General features: G+C 38.5%; 18 protein-coding genes. 6 read left to right on the top strand and 12 right to left on the bottom strand.

Annotated features, from left to right (window positions below):
* Positions 1-3 precede the first annotated feature (3 nt).
* Positions 4-1,437, top strand: a complete 1,434-nt coding sequence (locus tag V5290_RS10325; RefSeq protein ID WP_333385038.1) for a DUF2868 domain-containing protein — start codon at positions 4-6, stop codon at positions 1,435-1,437.
* On the top strand, positions 1,430-2,824 hold the full coding sequence (locus tag V5290_RS10320) for a GTPase/DUF3482 domain-containing protein (RefSeq protein ID WP_333385035.1): 1,395 nt from the start codon (positions 1,430-1,432) through the stop codon (positions 2,822-2,824). The genes V5290_RS10325 and V5290_RS10320 overlap by 8 nt, the downstream gene beginning before the upstream one ends.
* A 9-nt stretch (positions 2,825-2,833) precedes the next feature.
* On the opposite strand, the gene V5290_RS10315 is transcribed toward V5290_RS10320, so the two are convergent.
* The gene (locus tag V5290_RS10315; protein WP_333385033.1) at positions 2,834-3,736 is read right to left on the bottom strand and encodes a phospholipase A; all 903 of its coding nucleotides are present in this window, start codon (positions 3,734-3,736) and stop codon (positions 2,834-2,836) included.
* 129 nt (positions 3,737-3,865) lie between these two features.
* Between V5290_RS10315 and recG the strand changes: the two genes are divergently transcribed.
* Positions 3,866-5,938, top strand: a complete 2,073-nt coding sequence (gene recG, locus V5290_RS10310) for an ATP-dependent DNA helicase RecG (RefSeq protein WP_333385030.1) — start codon at positions 3,866-3,868, stop codon at positions 5,936-5,938.
* Positions 5,939-6,027: 89 nt separating this feature from the next.
* On the opposite strand, the gene V5290_RS10305 is transcribed toward recG, so the two are convergent.
* From V5290_RS10305 to glnA, 6 genes are all read right to left on the bottom strand, one after another.
* Complete coding sequence (locus V5290_RS10305; RefSeq protein WP_333385028.1) at positions 6,028-7,020, bottom strand: hypothetical protein; 993 nt, start codon at positions 7,018-7,020, stop codon at positions 6,028-6,030.
* Positions 7,021-7,142: 122 nt separating this feature from the next.
* The gene (gene glnG, locus V5290_RS10300; protein ID WP_333385025.1) at positions 7,143-8,543 is read right to left on the bottom strand and encodes a nitrogen regulation protein NR(I); all 1,401 of its coding nucleotides are present in this window, start codon (positions 8,541-8,543) and stop codon (positions 7,143-7,145) included.
* A 34-nt stretch (positions 8,544-8,577) separates the two neighbouring features.
* Positions 8,578-9,639, bottom strand: a complete 1,062-nt coding sequence (glnL, locus tag V5290_RS10295) for a nitrogen regulation protein NR(II) (protein WP_333385021.1) — start codon at positions 9,637-9,639, stop codon at positions 8,578-8,580.
* A gap of 11 nt (positions 9,640-9,650) precedes the next feature.
* Positions 9,651-10,193: a DUF4124 domain-containing protein gene (locus V5290_RS10290; RefSeq protein WP_333385018.1), complete on the bottom strand. Its 543-nt coding sequence runs from the start codon at positions 10,191-10,193 to the stop codon at positions 9,651-9,653.
* Between the two features lie 234 nt (positions 10,194-10,427).
* Positions 10,428-12,599, bottom strand: coding sequence for a glutamine synthetase III (locus tag V5290_RS10285; protein WP_333385015.1), 2,172 nt, complete (start codon positions 12,597-12,599; stop codon positions 10,428-10,430).
* 207 nt (positions 12,600-12,806) lie between these two features.
* Positions 12,807-14,225, bottom strand: coding sequence for a glutamate--ammonia ligase (gene glnA, locus V5290_RS10280; protein WP_333385012.1), 1,419 nt, complete (start codon positions 14,223-14,225; stop codon positions 12,807-12,809).
* Between the two features lie 457 nt (positions 14,226-14,682).
* On the opposite strand from glnA, the gene typA reads away from it, so the two are divergent.
* The 3 genes from typA (at position 14,683) to dtd (ending at position 17,936) form a co-directional block, all read left to right on the top strand.
* Positions 14,683-16,506, top strand: a complete 1,824-nt coding sequence (gene typA, locus V5290_RS10275; RefSeq protein WP_333385009.1) for a translational GTPase TypA — start codon at positions 14,683-14,685, stop codon at positions 16,504-16,506.
* A gap of 123 nt (positions 16,507-16,629) precedes the next feature.
* The gene (locus V5290_RS10270) at positions 16,630-17,502 is read left to right on the top strand and encodes a virulence factor BrkB family protein (RefSeq protein WP_333385006.1); all 873 of its coding nucleotides are present in this window, start codon (positions 16,630-16,632) and stop codon (positions 17,500-17,502) included.
* A complete protein-coding gene (gene dtd / locus V5290_RS10265; protein WP_333385005.1) occupies positions 17,499-17,936 on the top strand; it encodes a D-aminoacyl-tRNA deacylase in 438 nt (145 codons plus the stop codon). Before V5290_RS10270 ends, dtd begins: the two co-directional genes overlap by 4 nt.
* Positions 17,937-18,024: 88 nt before the next feature.
* On the opposite strand, the gene V5290_RS10260 is transcribed toward dtd, so the two are convergent.
* From V5290_RS10260 to V5290_RS10240, 5 genes are read right to left on the bottom strand one after another with little or no spacing between them, the layout of a single operon-like run.
* Positions 18,025-19,656 (bottom strand): PilX N-terminal domain-containing pilus assembly protein, encoded by a 1,632-nt coding sequence (locus tag V5290_RS10260; protein ID WP_333385003.1) that lies wholly within the window; start codon positions 19,654-19,656, stop codon positions 18,025-18,027.
* Between the two features lie 14 nt (positions 19,657-19,670).
* Entirely contained in the window at positions 19,671-20,243 is a 573-nt protein-coding gene (locus V5290_RS10255) for a PilW family protein (protein ID WP_333385000.1), read from the bottom strand.
* Positions 20,244-20,253: 10 nt separating this feature from the next.
* Positions 20,254-20,670 carry a prepilin-type N-terminal cleavage/methylation domain-containing protein gene (locus tag V5290_RS10250; protein WP_333384997.1) on the bottom strand — a complete coding sequence of 139 codons (417 nt, stop codon included), beginning with the start codon at positions 20,668-20,670 and terminating at the stop codon, positions 20,254-20,256.
* The gene (locus V5290_RS10245) at positions 20,670-21,140 is read right to left on the bottom strand and encodes a GspH/FimT family pseudopilin (RefSeq protein WP_333384994.1); all 471 of its coding nucleotides are present in this window, start codon (positions 21,138-21,140) and stop codon (positions 20,670-20,672) included. The genes V5290_RS10250 and V5290_RS10245 overlap by 1 nt, the downstream gene beginning before the upstream one ends.
* Positions 21,137-21,559 carry a type IV pilin protein gene (locus V5290_RS10240; protein ID WP_333384991.1) on the bottom strand — a complete coding sequence of 141 codons (423 nt, stop codon included), beginning with the start codon at positions 21,557-21,559 and terminating at the stop codon, positions 21,137-21,139. The genes V5290_RS10245 and V5290_RS10240 overlap by 4 nt, the downstream gene beginning before the upstream one ends.
* Positions 21,560-21,671 lie beyond the last annotated feature (112 nt).

Genomic DNA, 21,671 nt, shown 5'->3' with positions numbered 1-21,671 from the left:
TTAATGAGCTTATACCAAGACCGTTTATTAACGGAAGGCATACGTATCATTGAAAAAAGTACTCCATCAGATCAGTTTCATGCCGATTACGCTGAGTTAAGCTTTGAGCAAGCTTTAACAAAGCGTACAAAATTAGCTGAATTACGCTATCAAATTTCGCCTGTTTTAAAGCACTTTCATCAGCTGTTTACGGTGTTTTACAGTTTGCTATGTATTTTGTTTTTCATCATAGGTGCCTCTAGCGTATCTCAGCTGTTAGTTAATCAAAGCAATTCCCAGATTAACTTCTTTTGGGCGATTGTGTTATTTCTTGCCCCTAATCTATTGTCTCTTATTATATGGCTATTTGTTTTTTTTAAACCTGGTGCGTTACGTTCATCTTGGTTAGCCAATATTAGCCTTTCGCTTATTTCATTATTAGATAAATTACTGCATAAACCTCATGACCAGCACCCATATTATACAACGCTGTTTCGCTATTATTTCGAGCATCAGTTTGGTACTTATTTGGGGCGTGCCCGTATTTCCTTAGTAAGCCATTTATGGTGGAGTTGTTATTTAATGGGGGCGACTTTATCTTTGCTATTAGTCTTAGCAACACATCAAGTTGACTTTATTTGGCAAACCACGATTTTAAGTGAAGATGTGTTCATGCAAATAACACAGCTATTAACAGCTATGCCTGATGCATTAGGGATCACCGTGCCAAATATGAATGATGTAGCACAAGCGAGTATTGGTGCGGTTAACTCTTTAAGTTCAGCACAAGAAAATAGAGTGAGTTGGGCTAACTTATTAATTTTTAGTTTAACGATTTATGCATTACTGCCTCGCGTTATATTGATGCTATTTTTTAAACAACGAGTGAAGTCTAAGCAGAGCCATTATCAAATTAACTTTTCGTTACCATATTATGTGCAATTAAAAGGGCAATTACAGCCTGTTAGTAGCCGCTCTTTTATTAGTGATCCTGATTCACAGAGTGAAGACAATATAGATTTAGCAGCTCATAATACTTTGTCAGGCAATAATGATTTTCCAACAGATGCTTTACCACTCGCGGTTGAGTTAAATGGGGCATTATTAAATAGTGTCCGAGGGTTGATTGCCCTTACATATTCCCACTCATTAATAAATGTCATTGATGGACAGACACAACAACAAGCAATCTCTTTAATTACGCATTCTAAGGCTACTAATTTAGCTTTGTATGTTGATATCAAGCGTGTACCAGATCGAGGTTGGTTAAGTTTTGTTAAAAAATGTAGTAGCGATCCCTCAATGACTGTTTATTTGATTATTTTAGGTGAAGTCGTTTTGCAGGAAGATGATAGAGCTTCGCTTAGGTTTAAGGACTGGGTTGAGATGGCTAGTCAAGCTGGTATAGATGCAAGCTATATCACTTATAAGCAAATCAGTGAGGTTGAAAGTGAATAAACAATTATTATCGGTTGCTGTGGTAGGTCATGCAAATACAGGTAAAACCTCTTTAATTCGTACTTTGTTACGCGACGCTAGCTTTGGTGAAATTGCTGATAAAGCTGGGACGACACGGCATGTTGAAGGTGCTGAAATTCGTGTCGATAATAACCAAAATTTAGTGATTTATGATACACCTGGTTTAGAAGATTCAATTAATCTACTGCAAATGATTGATGGAGGGTCTGAACAAGGTGATGGTGTTGACCGCTTACTCTCTTTTATTCAACATGAAGCTAATTTCCCTGAATTAAGTCAAGAACTTAAGGTATTAAAGGCGTTATTAAGTAACGATATTATTTTTTATGTTGTGGATGTACGCGAGCCTATTTTAGGAAAATACCGCGACGAATTAAAAATCTTAAGTTATGCCGCGAAACCTATTATTCCTGTATTGAACTTTATTGATTCGCCTGGCGCTGATGTCACAGCATGGCAAACACAATTAGCTCGTTTAAATTTACATGCTTTTGTTAGTTTTGATAGCGTCGTTTTTCGTTTTTCTGATGAGTTAAAAATCTATCAAAAAATGCAAACTCTATTAGCTCACAGAGAGCAGCAGCTAGCTGAGCTTATCGAGCAGCGCAAACAACAATGGCAAGAAAGAGAAGTTGCAGCGCAGCAGCTAATTGCACAATTATTGGTAGAAGCAGCGGCATGCCGTTTTAAAGCAGATAATAATGAACAAAGCATTGAAGTATTTAGTGAAAAATTACAATCGCGTATTCGTCAGCTGGAAAGAAAAACATTAACGCAATTATTGGCTCTTTATCAGTTTAAGCAAGATGATATCGATCAACATGAATTACCGATTCAAGAAGGGCAATGGGAATTAGATCTTTTCTCTTCGGATAACCTACAAGAGTTTGGTGTTAAAGCAACCAGTAACTTTGTAAAGGGGGCTGGTGTTGGTGTGGCTGTCGATTTAGTTGCCGCTGGAATGACTTTAGGTGCTGCTGCTTTAGCTGGCGGTGTCGCAGGCGTTCTGTGGGGAGTGAAACAACGCTACTATGATGAAATTCAAGCTAAAGTAAAAGGTCATCGTTATCTGTGTGCTGACGATTTGACGCTACAAGTATTGTGGGCTCGACAACTCAGTTTGTTACTCGCATTGCAGCAACGTGGTCATGCAAGCATGACTAAGGTTTCCTTAGCCATGGTTAAATCAGATAAAATAGTATTGCCCAAACAATGGGGGAAATGGCTACGTAGAGCCCGTCAACATCCGCAATGGTTAGCGTCTAACAAGAGCGAACAACCTTTATTAGAAGATAAAAAGCAGCTTATTGTTGATCAAATTACCGTGGCCTTAACAAGTATTAGCGAGCGTAAAGCTGCTGAGTAAATGAAAATATTAAAGTAAATCAGAGATAGAAATACCCAAACCAATGGTATTAGTATATTCATTATATTCGATCAGGCTATTGCCATAACCTGAAGTGACTTGTAGATAACCTTTTACTTTTCCATACAAAGGGAAACTCCATGCGGCTTCAACAGAGCCTTTACTAAAGCCACTTTCAATATTGTTTTGGCTGGTAAATGAATAAACGTGTTCATTATGTTTATAGGCAATAATTACCTTACCATGACCGTAATAGTCTAATAAGTCAGGGTTATCGTCATCTGAGCTTGCTTCTTCTAGTCGATACCAAGGGTTAATAGAGATTACTAAGTTTTGTCTATCAAAAATAAAGCTACTATCAATTCGATTCCAACTACGAGAGCTTGGTTCTGATTTACCATTAGATTGGTGCACAAAACCAATGCTCGCTGCTTTAAAGCGCCACCCAGATCCTAATTCTTTATTAGCATCCCAGATTAAAAAGGCTTCTGGCTCATAGTTGGTTTCACGAAAGGGCGAAGATGACGCCGTATTGTATGCTTGCCATAGTGAACGTTGCGTATAAGCCACATAGCCGGAGATAGGTAAATTACCTATATTATGAAATAAAGGCATTTTGAAACTAATTTGAAATTTCACTTCCAAACGTTGATAAGTATTACCGTTATTTTTATATATATCATAGTCTTGGATTTTATCGTTAAAAGAGAAGGGTAATAAATAGTTAGGTTTATGCGGTATAATTGAAAAATTAACCAGCTCACTAATTGCCTCATCTTCTAATCGCTCATCAATGGCATTAGTTTCTGGTAATAAGGTAACCTCATCTTCAATAGGCTCAACAAGAGGTTCTGTTTCAGCAAATGCAAAAACATGCCATGTTGCTATGAAGACAAAAAAAATAAATCGCATACTTATTCCCTTAAATAAAAGATGCATACCACAAAGTTTATGTATTACATTATCGTTAATGTTAGTTCAGTCTAAACTATTATAAGTTTACGTATAGATTATTAAGCTTATAAGTTGCTAGGATTCAAAATGAAATTAAATAAAATTCCTTTATCAGCGCTGAAGGGTGTTGGTGCAAAAGTAGCTGAAAGATTGAGTAAAATAGGCTTAAACTCAGTTGAGGATATGTTATTTCATTTACCTTTACATTATCAAGATCGTACTCGGATTTATCCTATTAAAGCGATTAAAGATGGGATGCAAGTAAGTGTGCAGGGCGAAGTAGTGAGTTGCCAAGTACAGTTTGGTAAACGCCGCATCTTGAAGTGTAAAATAAACGATGGTGAAGGTATCGCGACGCTTAATTTCTTCCATTTTAATGCTGGGCAAAAAAATAGTTTCAAAGAAGGGCAATGGATACAATGCTTCGGTGAGTTTAAGCGAGGCTATCAAGGGTTAGAGGTGACTCATCCTGATTACTCTTTAGTGAGTGAAAATACTACGGTTTCAATGGAAGAAGCATTAACGCCAATTTACCCAACAACCGAAGGATTAAAGCAAAATAGCTTACGTCAATTAACAGAACAAGCCTTACAACATCTACAGCAAAATCAAGTCGAGGAATTAATTCCTACCGCCTTATTATCACATCCGATTAGTCTATTCGATGCATTAATGACCATTCATCGACCACCACCATCGGCAAGTATCGAACAATTAGAGGATCGATCTCACCCCGCTCAACAGCGATTAATTATTGAAGAGTTATTAGCACAGCAAATCAGCATGCTGGTATTACGTAGTCAAGCACAACAACATCAAGCGCCAGTATTGAGTGCGACAGGAGAGTTGTCAGAGAAGCTATTAGCAAATTTACCCTTTACACCGACAGGGGCTCAGCAACGGGTTAATCATGAAATTCAGCAAGACCTGATAAAAAATTTGCCGATGATGCGCTTAGTACAGGGTGATGTTGGGTCGGGTAAAACGTTAGTGGCTGCATTGGCTGCATTAACTGCGATTGAAGCTGGTTATCAAGTTGCACTCATGGCACCAACCGAATTATTAGCTGAGCAACACCTATTAAACTTCCAAGCTTGGTTCGAGCCTTTAGGGATTAGAGTTGGTATGTTGTCAGGTAAGATGAAAGTAAAAGAAAAGCGTGATCAAACTGAAAATATTACATTAGGTTTATCGCAAATGGTGGTAGGCACACACGCTTTATTTTCTGATAACGTGAAGTTTCATAATCTGGCATTAATCATAGTTGATGAGCAACACCGTTTTGGTGTTGACCAACGTTTATCGCTGCGTGAAAAAGGCATTAATAATGGTTCAGTGCCTCATCAGTTAACCATGACAGCTACACCAATCCCTCGTACCTTAGCAATGACAGCTTATGCTGATTTAAGTGTTTCTATTATTGATGAGTTACCCCCAGGTAGAACACCTATCCAAACTGTTGCTCTTGCTGACTCTAGACGTGAGGAAATTATTCAGCGAGTTTATCAAGCCTGTAAAAATGAAGGACGTCAGGCTTATTGGGTGTGTACATTGATTGAAGAGTCAGAAGCGTTGGAATGCCAGGCAGCTGAAGATACAGCTAATGAATTACAGTTAGCGTTAACTGATTTACGCATTGGTTTAGTACATGGTCGAATGAAGGCTGCTGAAAAACAATATGTGATGGATGCGTTTAAAGCCGGAGAACTTGATTTACTAGTAGCAACGACAGTAATTGAAGTGGGTGTAGATGTGCCGAACTCTAGTTTAATGATTATTGAAAATCCTGAGCGTCTTGGTTTAGCGCAGCTACATCAATTACGTGGCCGTGTAGGCCGTGGTGAAGTCGCGAGTCATTGTGTCTTGTTGTACAAATATCCTTTGTCTAAAACAGCACTAAAGCGTCTTAATGTCCTTAGAGAAAGTAATGATGGTTTTTATATTGCAGAGCAAGATTTAGCGATTCGAGGTCCTGGTGAAGTATTAGGCACAAAACAAACGGGCGTTGCGGATATGAAGATTGCGGATCTATTAAGAGACCAAGTGTTAATTCCACAAGTACAGCAATTAGCATTAACGCTAATTCAATATCATCCTGAATATATTAAACCGCTGGTGGAACGTTGGTTGGGCGATAAGCCCGTTTATGCGCAAGTCTAATTAGATTTAGCTTGAAAAGGGGGATCTATTGATTATTTTGCTTGTATAAAAGCCAGTAATGTTACTGGCTAAATTAGCTAATTTTTTATTTACAACCCTATTCCCGCTAAGGTAAATTCAGGTGGGTTGTCAAATAACACTTCTTGACGGCTGGGTATTTCCCCTTTAATTAACCAACTTGGAATATAATCAGATTCAAACTCTGGTACTTTTCCTGTTGTTTGGTAGTGCAGGGCCAATACACCTAATAATCGTCTCAATAGCATGGCTGACCCACGATAAAGCCCCATTGAATCTTTACCTACTGGCTCTCCAGGTTCTCGTGGTAATAAATCTGCATAATATTCATAGGATGCTTTAATGGCTTCTGTGGTTGCATCACTTAGGCTACTGCGCTGTAGTTTCCACATGCTGGCTATTACACTGACAACTGAATACTCTAAAAAATGAAAACTAACTTCTGCTTCTATACTGGTGAGTTGCTCAATTTTACCGTGCTCCGCATATTGCATAACAGCTCTTAATGCGTCTGTTTGTTGTTGTTTGTCATGTGTATTTGAATAAAATAGCTTATAAAAATGAAAAAAGGCTTTATGAACCTCAAAGTTGCGATGGACTCCTGCCGCTTCATCTAAAAAATGGATGGGATAGGCCTGCAATTCATCTACAATAAACGACTCTTTACATAAGGTGGCCGCTATTGCCGCATCAAGCCATGTATGATCAGAGCTGTAGTGGTGTTTTCCTACGGGAGTTGGCGTTAATATAACAAGCTCACTAGCTAATTCCACCGGCGTTAATCTATTAGGGCTTAAATGCATCCGAAAATGCATCCGGCCAAAATCAGTCGTTTGATAAAGCAACCACATACAGTGTGTTTTAGGCCAACCTAACATCACTGCTTTAGTAAATAAATCCCAATAATGGTCTAATCTCAGTGGCGCAGCATGTTGAATACTTTCTTTCGTAAATACCTTTTTTGATGTTTCATTTGCATTATCAATACGACTTAGTAAGTATTCACTGCGCTGTTTCTTTTCATTTAACCAGTGATTTTTATTGTGATGTTGTCTGATATCCATCTTTTACCTTATTGTATATCGATAAATAAAGCCCTCTAATAGCTATTAGAGGGCTTAAACTTAAAGTACTATTAATGTATTTTAGAGTAGTGAGACTGATATATTTTTTGGGGCTTTATTATTTAATCAGATAGATTAAGCTCTTTGAGTTTACGTGTGAGTGTGTTTCTCCCCCAACCTAATAATTTAGCCGCTTCATGTTTTTTACCTTGAGTGTGTTTTAATGCGCTTTGTAGCATTATTTTTTCAAACTCGGGTAAGAGTTGCCCTAGAATATTACTTTCGCCATTTTTAAGTTGTGCATCAGCCCATTTTTTCAGGCTCTCTTGCCAGATTACTGGTTCGCCTTCTTGCTGAGGGACTTCTTGTTCACTTAGTTCAGGTGGTAGATCGCTAATATGCACTTCCTGCCCACTAGCCATGACAGTTAACCAACGGCATATATTCTCTAATTGACGAACATTACCCGGCCAAGGTAAGTCACTTAAATAGTTAATTGTTGCTTTTGTTAGCTGTTTACTTTCTACGGTCAATTCATTAGCGATATTTTGTAAAAAATGGTTTGCTAATAAAGCAATATCTTCACGACGCTCTTTTAATGCTGGTAGTTGTAAACGAATAACATTTAAACGATGGAAAAGATCTTCACGGAAGTCGCCACTTTGTACTTTTTTCTCAAGATTTTGATGTGTTGCAGCAATTATGCGTACATCGACCTTAATCGCTTGGTGACCACCTACGCGATAAAACTGTCCATCGGCTAACACACGTAATAAACGCGTTTGCACATCTAATGGCATATCTCCAATTTCATCTAAGAATAGTGTGCCACCATCAGCCTGTTCGAAACGACCTTGGCGATTAGCTGCTGCACCAGTAAATGCACCTTTTTCATGGCCAAATAGCTCTGCTTCGATTAACTCTTTAGGGATTGCGGCCATGTTTAAGGCAATGAAGGTTTCATCTTTGCGTGGACTATGTTTATGTAAAGCTTGTGCAACTAGTTCTTTACCAGTCCCCGATTGACCGTTAATAAGTACGCTCATACTTGAGCGAGATAAACGTCCAATCACACGGAAAACTTCTTGCATTGCAGGTGCTTCACCAATAATTTCAGGTGTAGCAATAGGTTGTGCATTAGGTTTTCTTTGCTGTTTTAGCTCTTTACTATGGTTAAGTGCACGTTTGATTAGATCGGTTGCTTCATGAATATCAAAGGGTTTTGGTAAGTACTCAAAGGCACCACTTTGATAAGCATTTACTGCACTGTCTAAATCTGAATGTGCGGTCATAATTATGATTGGGATCAGCGGATAACGCTGATGTATTTTTTGCATCAACTCTAAGCCATCGATACCAGGCATACGCACGTCAGAGATAATAATCTCTGGTTGTTCTATTAGCAGTTGCTGCCATAAACATTCTGCATCAGGGAAGCTAGCATGTTCAATATTTTCTGCTTTTAATGTGCGTTCTAATACCCAACGAATGGCGTGGTCATCATCTACAATCCAAGCGGCCATTATAGCTCCTTATTTTTTATTATTATATTTAACGTTAAATTGGTAAAAACACAGAAAACTCTGTTTTGCCTTTACAACTTTTAAATTCAATTCGTCCGTGATGTTGCTTGATTAATTCTTGTGCAATAGATAACCCTAAACCTGTACCATCTTTTCGTCCAGTTACCATTGGATAAAATAGTGTGCTGCGTAAGTGCATAGGAATACCAGGTCCAGTATCAGTAATTTTTATTTCTGTGGCTAAGCGTTGTGGTAAACCATTAATAGTGACTTGATGTGCAGTACGCGTGCGTAAGGTTATCGTATGATTTTCAGGGAGATCTTGTAATGCTTGCACTGCGTTTTGAACTATATTTAAAAATGCTTGTTGCAATTGATCTGGCTGCATTTCAAAGTCTGGAATACTTGGGTCGTAATCAATATGCAGAGTGATATTGTCTGGAACATTAAAACTGACTAGTTTGCGTACTTTTTCTAATACAGAGTGGATGTTATGGATACTTTTGGTACCCGGCTTTTGAGGGCCTAATAATCTGTTTACCAATGCACTAAGTCGGTCTGCTTGCTCAATAATAATTTGTGTAAATTCTTTCAGATCCGGGTTAGGTAACTCTGCTTCTAATAATTGTGCTGCACCACGTAAACCACCCAATGGGTTCTTAATTTCATGTGCTAAACCACGCACTAGTTCTTGCGCAGCTTTTTGCTGATGCTCTTGATAATGTACTTGGCTAATACGCTTTTGTTGTTCGATACAACGCATCTCAATCACTATATAAGGTGTCACTTTTGTATCTATGTAACTTGCACTCAAATCGATCAGTAGTGGCGTGCCATCGATTAGGAGTGTTATTTCATTTTCGGTGAATGAAGACTCTTCCAATAATAGGTTTTCAATTGATTCAGGTGAAAAATGAAATTGCTCAGCGATCGCTTTTAAGGTTTGACCATATAATCTCTGTTTACTTTGAGAGAGTAACTGTTCACTCGCAGGATTTGCATAAATTAAAGTCAACGAAGAATCTAACGCAACAAATGCTGTTTTTGCCTCTTCAAGGAAGGTAAAGATAAGGTCGAGACTAGGTTCTTTTTGCATATATTGGCAATCTACTTAATGGATATACGTTGTAAATGAATCGTAACAATTTGTGTTTTAGCTAATACTTTTCCATCTTCACCGAGTAAGTGCGCTTGAACCTGGTGAGTGCCTCGGTCAACATTGAGTGCTCTGATAGTTGGTGACATTTGCGGAGATCCTAAGGCTTGACCATCTAAATATAACTGTAGCAACTGTGTGCTTTCTTTTTCCGGTGTTGTTTTTACATTAATTTCTAATGTGCCTTCATTGCTACGAATAGCTGTATCATCTTGTGGGTAAACAATTTCAGCTTGGTATTTAACTACTGCTTTCTTATTTTTTTCTGATTCTTGTTTAGTTTTGTTGGAAGAATTCACTGAACGTGTATCAATAGGCTCTTGATTAGAAACAAGGTTTTTATTTTCCACAGTTATTTGCGGTGTCCCAGGGGGAGCTGTATCTGAAAAATGTGTTTTACCTTGGCTATCTATCCAACGGTATATTTTTGTTTCAGCGAAGGAAAGTGTGGAATAGCTGCAAAATAATAATGTTAAAAACGTAGTTAATTTCATAATCTAAACCTTAATAGTAAATACTTGATTGTCGAATAGCTAAAGGATTAAGACAATAAAAAAATTTACTGTAAACGAGGTTATTCTATAAATGTTAACCTTTACTCATATAATGAGGTCATTCAATGTAACAGTGGTCTGCATTTTCTATTGATAATTTTGCTTAGTGTCTAAGTGGAAAATTAAAATAAAAGGAGTGAGCAATAGCTCACTCCTAGTTCGGCTTTGTTATTGTTATTTAATAAATAACATTTCTGAGTATTTAGGCAATGGCCATAACTCATCAGCAACAAGTAGCTCAAGTGCATCAGCATGCTCACGAGCTTCGCCCATTAATGGACAAAGAACGTCTGCACTGTGGCGCATATGTGCTTCTGCATCAGCAAAATCATGTTTAGCAACTTCTGTATCAATTTTAGTGATTGCCGCTAATAAACCATTTACGTGCTCAGCAACTTGCTTAGTGATGCTTGAATCTAATTCAATACCTAAGTCTTGAGTTGAAGTAGCAGCTAGGCTTAGCTCTGATAAGTAAGCGATTGCTGCAGGGTAAATTTTAGTTTTAGCAATATCGCTTACTAATTTAGCTTCAACTTCAATTGCTAGGTTGTATTGCTCAGCATAAACTTCGTAACGGCTTTCTAGTTCAACTGGTGTTAGTACACCTGTATTCTGGAATAGCTCAATGACTTCTTGTGATTTAAATGCTGGTAAAGCATCTGCAGTTGTTGGGATGTTTTTAAGACCACGTTCTTCAACAGCAGCTGTATGCCATTCAGAAGAGTAACCATCACCACCGAATACAGCGTTTCCGTGAAGTTCCATTAACTCTTTTAGTACAGTAATAACGGCAGCTGTTTGGTCTTCAGTTTTTAACGCAGCTTCTAGTTTTTCTGCAATCCAGTTTAATGAATCAGCAAGCATTGTATTCATTGCAACTAACGGGCCTGATACAGACTGTTCAGAACCTACTGCACGGAATTCAAAACGGTTACCTGTGAATGCAAATGGAGACGTACGGTTACGGTCACCTGGATCACGGTCAAAGTTAAGAATTTGAGAAAGACCTAAATCCATCTCGCCGCCTTGAGTACAAGTTGTTAATTTACCTGTTTTGATTTCATCAAATACTTTCTCTAACTGGTCACCTAGGTAAACAGAAAGGATTGCTGGTGGCGCTTCATTAGCACCTAAACGATGGTCATTACCAGCAGAAGCGATAACTGCACGTAATAATGGACCGTATTTGTGTACACCACGAATTACCGCACCACAGAACAATAAGAACTGTAGGTTTTTGTGTGGTGTTTTACCTGGATCAAGTAAGTTACCTTGTGTGCTATTACCAACAGACCAGTTAACGTGTTTACCTGAACCATTTACACCTGCGAATGGTTTTTCGTGTAGTAGACATAGGAAGCCGTGCTCTTTAGCCGTTTGCTTCATCATTGTCATTAACAATTGTTGTTGGTCTGCACCTACGTTAGCTGCGCCGTAGTAAGGAGCAATCTCGAATTGTCCTGGAGCAACTTCGTTGTGGTGAGTTTTAGCTGGGATACCTAGCTTGTATAGTTTGTCTTCAAAATCTTGCATGAACACTTGAACACGTGCAGGGATTGCACCAAAGTAGTGATCATCAAATTGTTGACCTTTAGCTGGCGCAGCACCAAATAGTGTACGTCCTGCTAATAGTAAGTCTGGACGTGCGTTAGCAAAATTCTCATCAACTAAGAAGTATTCTTGCTCAGGACCACAGCTTGAGTTTAATGCAGCAACTTCTGTTTCACCCATTAATTTAAGTACTTTCTGTGCTGCTTCATCCATTGCAGAGTTAGAGCGTAGAAGTGGGATTTTTTTATCTAGTGCTTCACCAGTCCAAGACATGAATACACTTGGAATCATTAATGTTGCGCCATTTGCTGTTTGTTGGATATAAGCAGGGCTTGTTGGATCCCATGCTGTATAGCCACGTGCAGCGTTAGTCATACGTAGGCTACCGTTAGGGAAAGAAGAACCATCTGGTTCACCTTTAATTAATAGGCTACCTGTAAATTCGTTAATTGCATTACCTTCAGAGTTAGTCAAGATGAATGCATCATGTTTTTCAGCAGTGATATTAGTCATTGGGTAGAAAACATGAGAGAAGAACTTAGCACCTTTAGATAGTGCCCAGTCTTTCATTGCTGCAGCAATAATATCAGCTGTTGCTTTATCTAAAGCGACACCTGTTTGAACTGTTTTCTTAATCGCTTTAAATGCATTTTTTGATACTGCTTCTTCCATCTTAGCTAGATTAAAAACATCAGTAGCCCAGATTTGATTTAGTGGCTCAGTTTGAGCGACCTCTTTTGGTGCACGGTTAGTAATTTGTTCAATTGCTTGTAGGCGGACTTGGTTTCCACTCATGTAATGCTCCTTGCTGATATTAATAGCGCTGTTGTTATTTGTGATAACTATTATTAGAGGTTAAATACTAAAATTTGAAGTTATGACAACTAGATAATTAGAATTTAGCAAGAAGTAAGCCAGTTTTGTTTTTACTGGGTTATTTGTAGATAAAAACAAAAAAGGACAGCAATAAGCAGTCCTTTTAAATTTAAAGAGTGAGAGGGGTTATACGCTGTAGTATAGGTCAAACTCTTTTGGATGTGTTGCTTGTGAAACAGCTTCACATTCAGCAGTTTTTAGCTCAATAAACGCATCAATAGCTTCATTTGAGAATACACCACCTTCGATTAAGAAATCACGATCAGCATCTAGTGCAGCTAGTGCTTCTTCGAAAGAAACAGCTACTTGTGGAATTGCATCTGCTTCTTCTTTTGGTAGGTCGTATAAGTCTTTATCCAAAGAATCACCAGGATGAATCTTGTTTTTAATACCGTCAAGACCCGCCATTAACATCGCAGAGAAACCTAGGTAAGGATTCATAGTTGGGTCCGGGAAACGTACTTCAATACGTGCAGCGCGTGCTGTTGGTACGATTGGGATACGAATAGATGCAGAGCGGTTACCTGCTGAGTAAGCTAGCATTACTGGTGCTTCAAAGCCTGGAATCAGACGTTTGTAAGAGTTAGTTGATGCATTAGTAAATGCATTAATTGCTTTAGCGTGTTTGATAATACCGCCAATGTAATAAAGCGCCAGCTCAGATAAACCGCCGTAACCATCACCTGAGAATAAGTTAACGCCATCTTTACCTAATGATTGGTGACAGTGGTTACCAGAACCGTTATCGCCAACTAATGGTTTAGGCATAAATGTTGCTGTTTGGCCGTATGCGTGAGCAACGTTATGTACAACATATTTGTAAATTTGGATTTCGTCTGCTTTTTCAACCATAGTATTAAAACGACAAGCGATCTCATTTTGACCCGCCGTTGCTACTTCATGGTGATGAGCTTCAACTACTAAGCCCATTTCTTCCATGATTAAGCACATAGCTGAACGTGTATTTTGTGATGAATCAACCGGTGCTACAGGGAAGTAACCGCCTTTGATACCAGGACGATGGCCTGTGTTACCATCTTCATAAGATGTGCCTGAATTCCATGCCGCTTCTTTGGCATCGATTGAGTAGAAAGCACCTGAGATACTGTTACCGTATTTAACGTCATCAAATAGGAAAAACTCTGGTTCTGGACCAAATAAAACAGTGTCTGCTATACCTGTAGAGCGCATGTATGCTTCAGCACGCTTAGCAACAGAACGTGGGTCACGATCGTAGCCTTGCATGGTTTTTGGTTCTAATACATCACAACGTAAGTTCAATGTTACATCATCTGTAAATGGGTCTAGTACTGCTGTTGAAGGCACTGGCATTAATACCATGTCAGAGTCTTGAATTCCTTTCCAACCTGCAATTGAAGAACCATCAAACATTTTACCTTCTTCGAAGAAGTCTTCAGTTACTTGGTGGTGCGGGATCGAAACGTGTTGCTCTTTACCATGCGTATCAGTAAAGCGTAAATCAACGAATTTTACATCTTGCTCTTGGATTAAAGCTAAAACGTCTTGGATTGTTTGTACAGACATGTTGTAGAACCTCATTTGACATCGGAATGTGATGAATTGAAAATTATATTTCTTGATAAAGAAATAGGAATTTATCGGTTTTCTAGTCTTATATATATCATGTCACTTAAAATATGCCAACTCGATTGTCCCCAACAAGCTTGAAAGTTGGCACCATAAAAAAGGGTGACTCAGCGCTTTTTTGTACTTATTTGGTGCATTAACGCACTTATTTGGTGCGGCGTTGTTTTGGTGTGATAATTAGGCTGTTTTTTTTGCTGTTTTATCCATTTTAACTAACTGTGACCGACTTAAAACTTTCTATTTTTGAAATTATGTTTACAATGTGCGCACATTTGGCTAGAACACTTCCTGTGCTTTTATTGCCTAATTCTTTTTATACCAATTAAATAAAAATAGACCCGTCTACTTTTATTTAATTGGTATTTTTAATAGTAAGTTATTTTTGAGGCGCATCATGTCGTTAGATAAATTAAGAAATATTGCCATCATTGCTCACGTTGACCATGGTAAAACAACATTGGTTGATAAACTGTTAGAGCAGTCTGGTACATTAGATTCACGCGGTGGTTCTGAAGAACGTGTAATGGACTCTAACGATCTTGAAAAAGAACGTGGTATTACCATCCTTGCAAAAAACACTGCAATCGTATGGAACGATTACCATATCAATATCGTAGATACTCCTGGACATGCTGACTTCGGTGGTGAAGTAGAGCGTATTTTATCTATGGTAGACAGTGTTTGTCTTATCGTTGATGCAGTTGATGGCCCAATGCCACAAACTCGCTTCGTAACACAAAAAGCATTCGCACATGGCCTTAAGCCAATTGTTGTTATTAACAAAATTGACAAACCAGGCGCACGTCCTGAGTGGGTAATGGATCAAGTATTTGATTTATTCGATAACTTAGGTGCAACTGATGACCAATTAGACTTCCAAGTTGTTTATGCTTCTGCATTAAACGGTTGGGCAAGTACTGATATGGACGTGCAAAAAGATAACATGGAAGACTTATTCCAAACTGTTGTTGATACTGTTGCTCCACCAGTAGCGGATCGCGAAGGCGATTTCCAAATGCAAATTTCTCAACTTGATTACAACTCTTACGTTGGTGTAATCGGTGTTGGTCGTATTACACGCGGTGAAGTTAAAGTAAATCAACAAGTGACTATTGTTGGTGCTGACGGTAAAGAGCGTAAAGGTAAAGTTGGTCAAGTATTAGGTTACTTAGGTCTTGAGCGCCATGACGTTGAAGTTGCAGAAGCTGGTGACATTATTGCAATCAGTGGTTTAGGTGAACTTAAAATCTCTGACACTATCTGTGCTCAAACAAATGTTGAAGCATTACCACCGTTAACTGTTGATGAACCAACGGTAACAATGACATTCCAAGTAAATACTTCTCCATTCTGTGGTAAAGAAGGTAAATACGTTACTTCACGTAATATCTTAGATCGTCTACATAAAGAGCTAGTACATAACGTTGCACTTAAAGTAGAAGAAACAGAAGATCCAGATAAATTTAAAGTATCGGGTCGTGGTGAACTACATTTAGGTATCTTAATCGAGAACATGCGTCGTGAAGGTTACGAATTAGCTGTATCTCGTCCTGAAGTAATCGAGAAGATGATTGACGGTCAGTTACACGAGCCAATGGAAACATTGACAATTGACTGTGAAGAAGAGCACCAAGGCTCTATCATGGAACAATTAGGTATCCGTAAAGCGGAACTAACTAATATGATTCCAGATGGTAAAGGACGTGTTCGTTTAGACTTTATGATTCCAAGTCGTGGTTTAATCGGTTTCCAAACTGAGTTTATGACAATCACTTCTGGTTCTGGTCTTCTATACCATAGCTTTGATCATTACGGTCCTCATAAAGGCGGTACTATTGGTCAACGTCAAAATGGTGTATTGGTCTCAAACCAAGCAGGTAAAGCAGTTACTTACTCTTTATTCTTCTTACAAGATCGTGGTCGCCTATTCTTAGGTCACGGTACAGAAGTATATGAAGGTCAAATTATCGGTATTCATAACCGTGCTAACGACTTAACTGTAAACTGTGTTAAAGGTAAGCAACTTACTAACGTACGTGCGTCAGGAACAGATGAAGCGCAAACGTTATCACCTGAAATCAAACTAACACTTGAGCAAGCGTTAGAGTTTATTGATGTTGATGAATTAGTAGAAGTAACACCAGAAAGCATTCGTATTCGTAAGAAACTACTTACAGAGAACGAACGTAAACGTGCTGCTCGTCCAGCTAAAGGTTAATTCGTTTACATAAACGCTTAACTTGTTACTATGAGGCCTTACGATTGTAAGGCCTTTTTTTTATGTTAAATTTAGTACTAGCCATTTAATGGCTATCATTCATTGATGATGCTGAGGAGTATTATGTTTCAACTAGACCAGCAAATATTAATAGGAAAAATGAAAACGCTCTATGGTTATGGGGTTTTTCTCTTCAAACGCAGCAAAGAAGATAATATCAAAGTACCAGCAGGGCACCTTGCTTATGTGACTTTGTTATCGATAGTCCCTTGTCTTGCTGTAGTCTTTTACATGCTTTCTGCTTTTCCGATGTTTTCTGAATTAAATCGTATTATTGAAGATTTGATTTATAACAGCTTTGTGCCGACTGCTGGCGACGCCGTTAAAGAGCACATGACTGGTTTTATTGAAAACACTAAGCAGATGAGTATGGTGGGTATAGCTTCCTTGGTTGTGATCGCGTTATTACTGATCTCTACTATCGACCAAACCTTGAATCGTATTTGGCGCTGTAATAGAAAACGTTCAACTATCCACGCATTTACCATTTACTGGACTATTTTAAGTTTAGGTCCAATTATTATCGGTGGTAGCATTGCATTAAGCTCTTACCTCTTTTCTATTGTGCAAACCGATGGTTTCTTGTCAGTTGGGCAGCAGTTGTTGAGCTTCATGCCTTTTCTTTTCTCATGGTTAGCTTTTGCTGGGGTTTATACTTTAGTACCACATCAACGCGTCACATTTCGTTGTGCTGTTATTGGTGGTTTTGTTGCGGCGTTAATGTTTAATTTAGCGACTGACTTATTCAGCTTATATATTACCAATTTCCCATCTCAACAAATTATTTATGGCGCCTTAGCGGTTATCCCTATTATGTTTGTTTGGATCTATTTTAGTTGGTTAATTGTATTAATAGGTGCCGAAGTAACATCGACCTTAGATGAGTTCTTTTATCCTGAAGAAACTGAGCTAGATGAGCTTGAGGAAGTCTCATGATAGCCATGATACAACGTGTTAATAATGCATCTGTATCTGTTGATAATGCTGTAGTAGGACAGATTGATAGTGGTTTATTGGTATTATTAGGCGTTGAGAAAGATGATACAGAAAGTCAGGCCAAGCGTTTGGCTGAAAAGGTATTAGCTTACCGTATTTTTTCTGATGAAAATGGCAAAATGAACCTCAATGTCAAACAAGCTGATGGTGATTTGTTAGTTATTTCTCAATTCACCTTGGTTGCAGATACTAAAAAAGGCAATCGCCCAGGCTTTAGTAATAGCGCTGAACCTGCTGAAGCGAAACGCCTCTATGAGTATTTCAGTAAGCAATGTGAACAGTTAGGTTGCCATGTTGAAAATGGAATTTTTGCAGCAGATATGCAAGTCACATCAACCAATGATGGGCCAACGACCTTTTGGTTGCAGGTTTAATTCGCTGTAAGTGAATGCTTGGCTAGTGATAGACCCATAGTATTAAAGATTAAAATACTATGGGTAAATTCGATAGAAGTGTGATTTTTTAAAACCAACGTGTAATTTCTGGTGTTGATGAACTAGAACCAGAGCTGCCTATATTAGTACTGGTGATTTGTTCATCGAAATGAACGCCTGCTCCGCCACTTACATTTAGATAATCACTACGTAAAGAACCATAGATATCACCACTTGCTGTGACATTGATCGCTGCATCGGGTGCATAAGCGGTTAAAAACATATCTGTTGAGCCAGACAAGGTAACACCATAATCACTATTATCCCCACCAGAGTCATACCCTGAGTATAGAATAAATGAATTTTCACCATCACTATTTACTGCCGAAGTAGCTGTATTACCATCACTATCTAAAGCATATACACCACCATCAGCTGTTGTTGTAAAAGTACCTTCGGTAATGATGGTTAGCGTTGCACCATCTTCCACATAAATTTTATCTTCAATAGAGGTGTCCCCACTTAAATAGATGGTGACATTATTACCGCTTTCGATAGTGATTGTATTACCATTTTGAAAGTTATCAATGCTCATTACATAGACTTCTGTTTCTTCACCTAAAAAGTCGATACTTGCTGTTTCTGTATCAAAGCTATCTGTGGTACCACTGTCTTTGTTATATGACTCTAGTCCTGTATCGGTAAATACATAGTCAGTGTAAGGCCAATATGAAAAAGAGTAAGCGGTTGGAGATACACTTCCTAAACTACCTACACCATCCGTTGTGTTAGCAAATTCACTGGTTAAATCTAATATGTCGCAGGTTTCAGTACCAACGTCACTAACTTGAGCAGTATCATAATAGGTTGCATTACTAACACTGCCATAACTAGGATAATTTAAATCTCCACTGTATGAAATCGGATTATCATAACTGTTTAGTATGGTGACATCACCGTTAGCGCTAATACTATCCATGGTTGTTGATGAGTAGGAGTTGGTGACATTACCTGTTGCCTGTGCGTTTCCATCAATAGAGCCAGAGCTGCCTAAGTCAATGTTGCCTGACACATGAGCATCACCTGAAATAGAAGCTGATCCCGACATGGTTAAGTCGCCATTAATCGACACATTTCCATCAATAGGTGAGCTACCACTTAAAGTTAAGCCACTAGCATCTTCGTTTAATACTGAAACATCACCATTATTGCCTGGGTTGCTAGAGTCATAAGCACCTTCACTTGAATCATAACTATCGACGGTGCCACTGCCTCCTAATGTTGCACCATCACAGGTAGTGATTGCACCTGTAAAAACAGAGTTTCCTGAAGAGGAAGTTAATGAAAATGAACCGCGCATTGCATACGTGCCATCGTAGTGAAAGCCTGAACTATTAATTTCTCTTATATCACTATCTAACCAAGCATCAATATTATGATGGTAACCACCAGAATCATTTTGGGCACTGTTTAATAGAGTCATCATATCGTCAGTTGATAGACTACTGTCTGCGCTGAGCGTGTTATAAGCTTCTGCCAGGCCATTTTCAGCTTGTAAACGTGCATTAAGTTCTTTGGAATAATTACCAGCCATGCGCTCTTGATTGAGGTTTTCTTGGATGGTGTCGAACACAATTAAACTACCAAGAAATGTGATCACTAATACAGTAATTAATGCAAACCCTTGGTTCTCTTTAGGTTGGCTGTAAGCGTTATTCATGTTCATTCCCTAAACTATTCATTCAAGCCTAAAATGGCTTGTCGTTGTGCAAACATCATTTGTATTGAATCAGTTTCATCAGCTGGGGTGATTGAAACGGTTAATAGGTTATCGCTAATGGCAAAACTTAGAGCATCGATATTAGTGCCAATAGCAGTAAAGGTTTTGCTAGCATCATCTAAACCTGCCGTGGTGTATTCTGCACACATTAATTCACCATCAGCCAGGCGATAGCTTTCATAATATTGGCTACTCATGCCATTACCTAAGCAGCTGGTATATGTTTCACCTGTATCTAAATTGTCTAGATTAAAAGTTAAGTCTAACTGCTTATAAGTATTACCGTCGCTTCCGGTATAGGATTTGTCATCCATTTCATCTGCTCGGTGTATTGCTCGGCTAAAAATCGAGTTACTAAAACGCAGGACTTCTTGTGTATTTTCTAATTGCTGTGAATAAGTTGAGGTTTCTTTTAAACTTGAGAATACCGTTGCTATACCTAATATAATCAATAACGATAAGGCCATTGCAATCATTAATTCGGTTAAGCTAAATCCAGTTTGTTTTATCTTATATAATGGTTTCATTTTATTGCACCTAAGGACAAATATCTGGGAAAACAGCTTGCACGGATACTTCATCTTCTACATCAGTTAAACGCTGATCACCCCAGTCTATGCTGATCTTTAATGTATCGGTAATATCAAAGGTAGTTGGATCAAAAGTACGGGTAAACCCATCAGCTAAGGTTAAGTCGCCGAGGCTTTTAGACCCATCTTTTAGTTCGCAAAGTGAATTCCAAATTTGCTCTACCGTGTTGCTTGCTTCAATACTTGCCAGTGTATATTGGCTACTACTGCGCGCATACTGTAGGCTCTTATTTTGTGTATAAGCTAAGCCTAAAACGGATAAAGCTGCAATTAGAAGGGCAATTAATAGTTCAATTAAAGTAAAGCCACTCTGTTTGTTGTTCTGTTTACTGCTATGTCTGGCACGACTAAATGAATTTAACATTACTCGCAGTCTCCGCTATCTGTACTGACCTGAATTTGACCACTGTTATAAATAGATAAACAACGGTATTCATCTTCCCAAGTAAACTCGAGTTGCTCATTTTCTGCAAAACCTGTTTTTTGTACGACAAGAGATACTTCACTCGCACTTCCAGCCGAGGGTACGATAGAGACTTGATCAGTTGCCAGGGTAATGGTTTTAATGGTGCTGTCTGCTCCCGATACCTGATTTGTTAATGTCCAAGTTAAACGGTTGTTTGAGGATGTTAAGGTCACTTCTTCATTACGCTTCAATGCTTCGGAGCGTGTTAATTGGTAAATGCTCTGCACTTGGTTAACCGCGACGCTCATACTATTATCACGGATTAAAGTACTCCAACTAGGAATAGCGATTATTGATAAAATAATAACAATCGCGACGGTGACCATCAGCTCAATCAGTGTAAAGCCTTGCTGTTTGGTTGTTATCATTTCCAACATCCTGAAGTAGTTGGCGTTTTTTTGCCAAGGTAATCAAAAGTTAACGTGCCGCAGCTATCATTAGATTGACTAGTACTCGAGATAGGTGATGCAGAGATAGTGTATTTATCATCCTCTAATTCGCTAAAGCTTACCGTGTAATAGTCTGTGCTAAAGTTGCTAGCGGTTGCGCTAGAACCTGAATAATTACCCTGACGAGAGTAATAACGCTCTAACTGCTGGCTTAATTCAATCATCGATTGTTGCACTTCATAACGATAGCTTTTCTGAACGGCAGTAACGTATGAAGCAAACCCAATTTGCGCTAAAATAGCGACAACGGCTATAACGATTAACAGCTCTATCAGCGTAAAGCCAGTTTGCTTTTCGGCATATTGATGCTTATTTTCTTTGGAGCAAAATCTTGTCATAAAAAGTAACATTAAAGGTATACCATTGGTTGGGTAGGATGAGCTTATATAATATATCGGTAGCATCTCATTTTAGTTTAATAATATTACAAATAATAAGAGTGTAAATAGA

It is taken from the genome of Psychromonas arctica (assembly GCF_036697365.1).
In the GTDB taxonomy this organism is placed as follows: Bacteria; Pseudomonadota; Gammaproteobacteria; order Enterobacterales; family Psychromonadaceae; genus Psychromonas; species Psychromonas arctica_A.
The sequence above is the reverse complement of the archived record's forward strand: the minus strand, read 5'-3'. Positions and strand labels throughout refer to the sequence as shown.

What these genes read in the sequence shown, in the direction of transcription:
- recG (WP_333385030.1), top strand. Translation starts at nt 3,866, where the DNA reads ATGAAATTAAATAAAATTCCTTTATCAGCGCTGAAGGGTGTTGGTGCA.
- V5290_RS10290 (WP_333385018.1), bottom strand. Translation starts at nt 10,193, where the DNA reads ATGAAATTAACTACGTTTTTAACATTATTATTTTGCAGCTATTCCACA.
- V5290_RS10240 (WP_333384991.1), bottom strand. Translation starts at nt 21,559, where the DNA reads ATGACAAGATTTTGCTCCAAAGAAAATAAGCATCAATATGCCGAAAAG.
- V5290_RS10245 (WP_333384994.1), bottom strand. Translation starts at nt 21,140, where the DNA reads ATGATAACAACCAAACAGCAAGGCTTTACACTGATTGAGCTGATGGTC.
- V5290_RS10315 (WP_333385033.1), bottom strand. Translation starts at nt 3,736, where the DNA reads ATGCGATTTATTTTTTTTGTCTTCATAGCAACATGGCATGTTTTTGCA.
- dtd (WP_333385005.1), top strand. Translation starts at nt 17,499, where the DNA reads ATGATAGCCATGATACAACGTGTTAATAATGCATCTGTATCTGTTGAT.
- glnA (WP_333385012.1), bottom strand. Translation starts at nt 14,225, where the DNA reads ATGTCTGTACAAACAATCCAAGACGTTTTAGCTTTAATCCAAGAGCAA.
- glnG (WP_333385025.1), bottom strand. Translation starts at nt 8,543, where the DNA reads ATGGCCGCTTGGATTGTAGATGATGACCACGCCATTCGTTGGGTATTA.
- V5290_RS10250 (WP_333384997.1), bottom strand. Translation starts at nt 20,670, where the DNA reads ATGTTAAATTCATTTAGTCGTGCCAGACATAGCAGTAAACAGAACAAC.
- V5290_RS10270 (WP_333385006.1), top strand. Translation starts at nt 16,630, where the DNA reads ATGTTTCAACTAGACCAGCAAATATTAATAGGAAAAATGAAAACGCTC.
- typA (WP_333385009.1), top strand. Translation starts at nt 14,683, where the DNA reads ATGTCGTTAGATAAATTAAGAAATATTGCCATCATTGCTCACGTTGAC.
- V5290_RS10260 (WP_333385003.1), bottom strand. Translation starts at nt 19,656, where the DNA reads ATGAATAACGCTTACAGCCAACCTAAAGAGAACCAAGGGTTTGCATTA.
- V5290_RS10285 (WP_333385015.1), bottom strand. Translation starts at nt 12,599, where the DNA reads ATGAGTGGAAACCAAGTCCGCCTACAAGCAATTGAACAAATTACTAAC.
- V5290_RS10325 (WP_333385038.1), top strand. Translation starts at nt 4, where the DNA reads ATGAGCTTATACCAAGACCGTTTATTAACGGAAGGCATACGTATCATT.
- glnL (WP_333385021.1), bottom strand. Translation starts at nt 9,639, where the DNA reads ATGCAAAAAGAACCTAGTCTCGACCTTATCTTTACCTTCCTTGAAGAG.
- V5290_RS10255 (WP_333385000.1), bottom strand. Translation starts at nt 20,243, where the DNA reads ATGAAACCATTATATAAGATAAAACAAACTGGATTTAGCTTAACCGAA.
- V5290_RS10305 (WP_333385028.1), bottom strand. Translation starts at nt 7,020, where the DNA reads ATGGATATCAGACAACATCACAATAAAAATCACTGGTTAAATGAAAAG.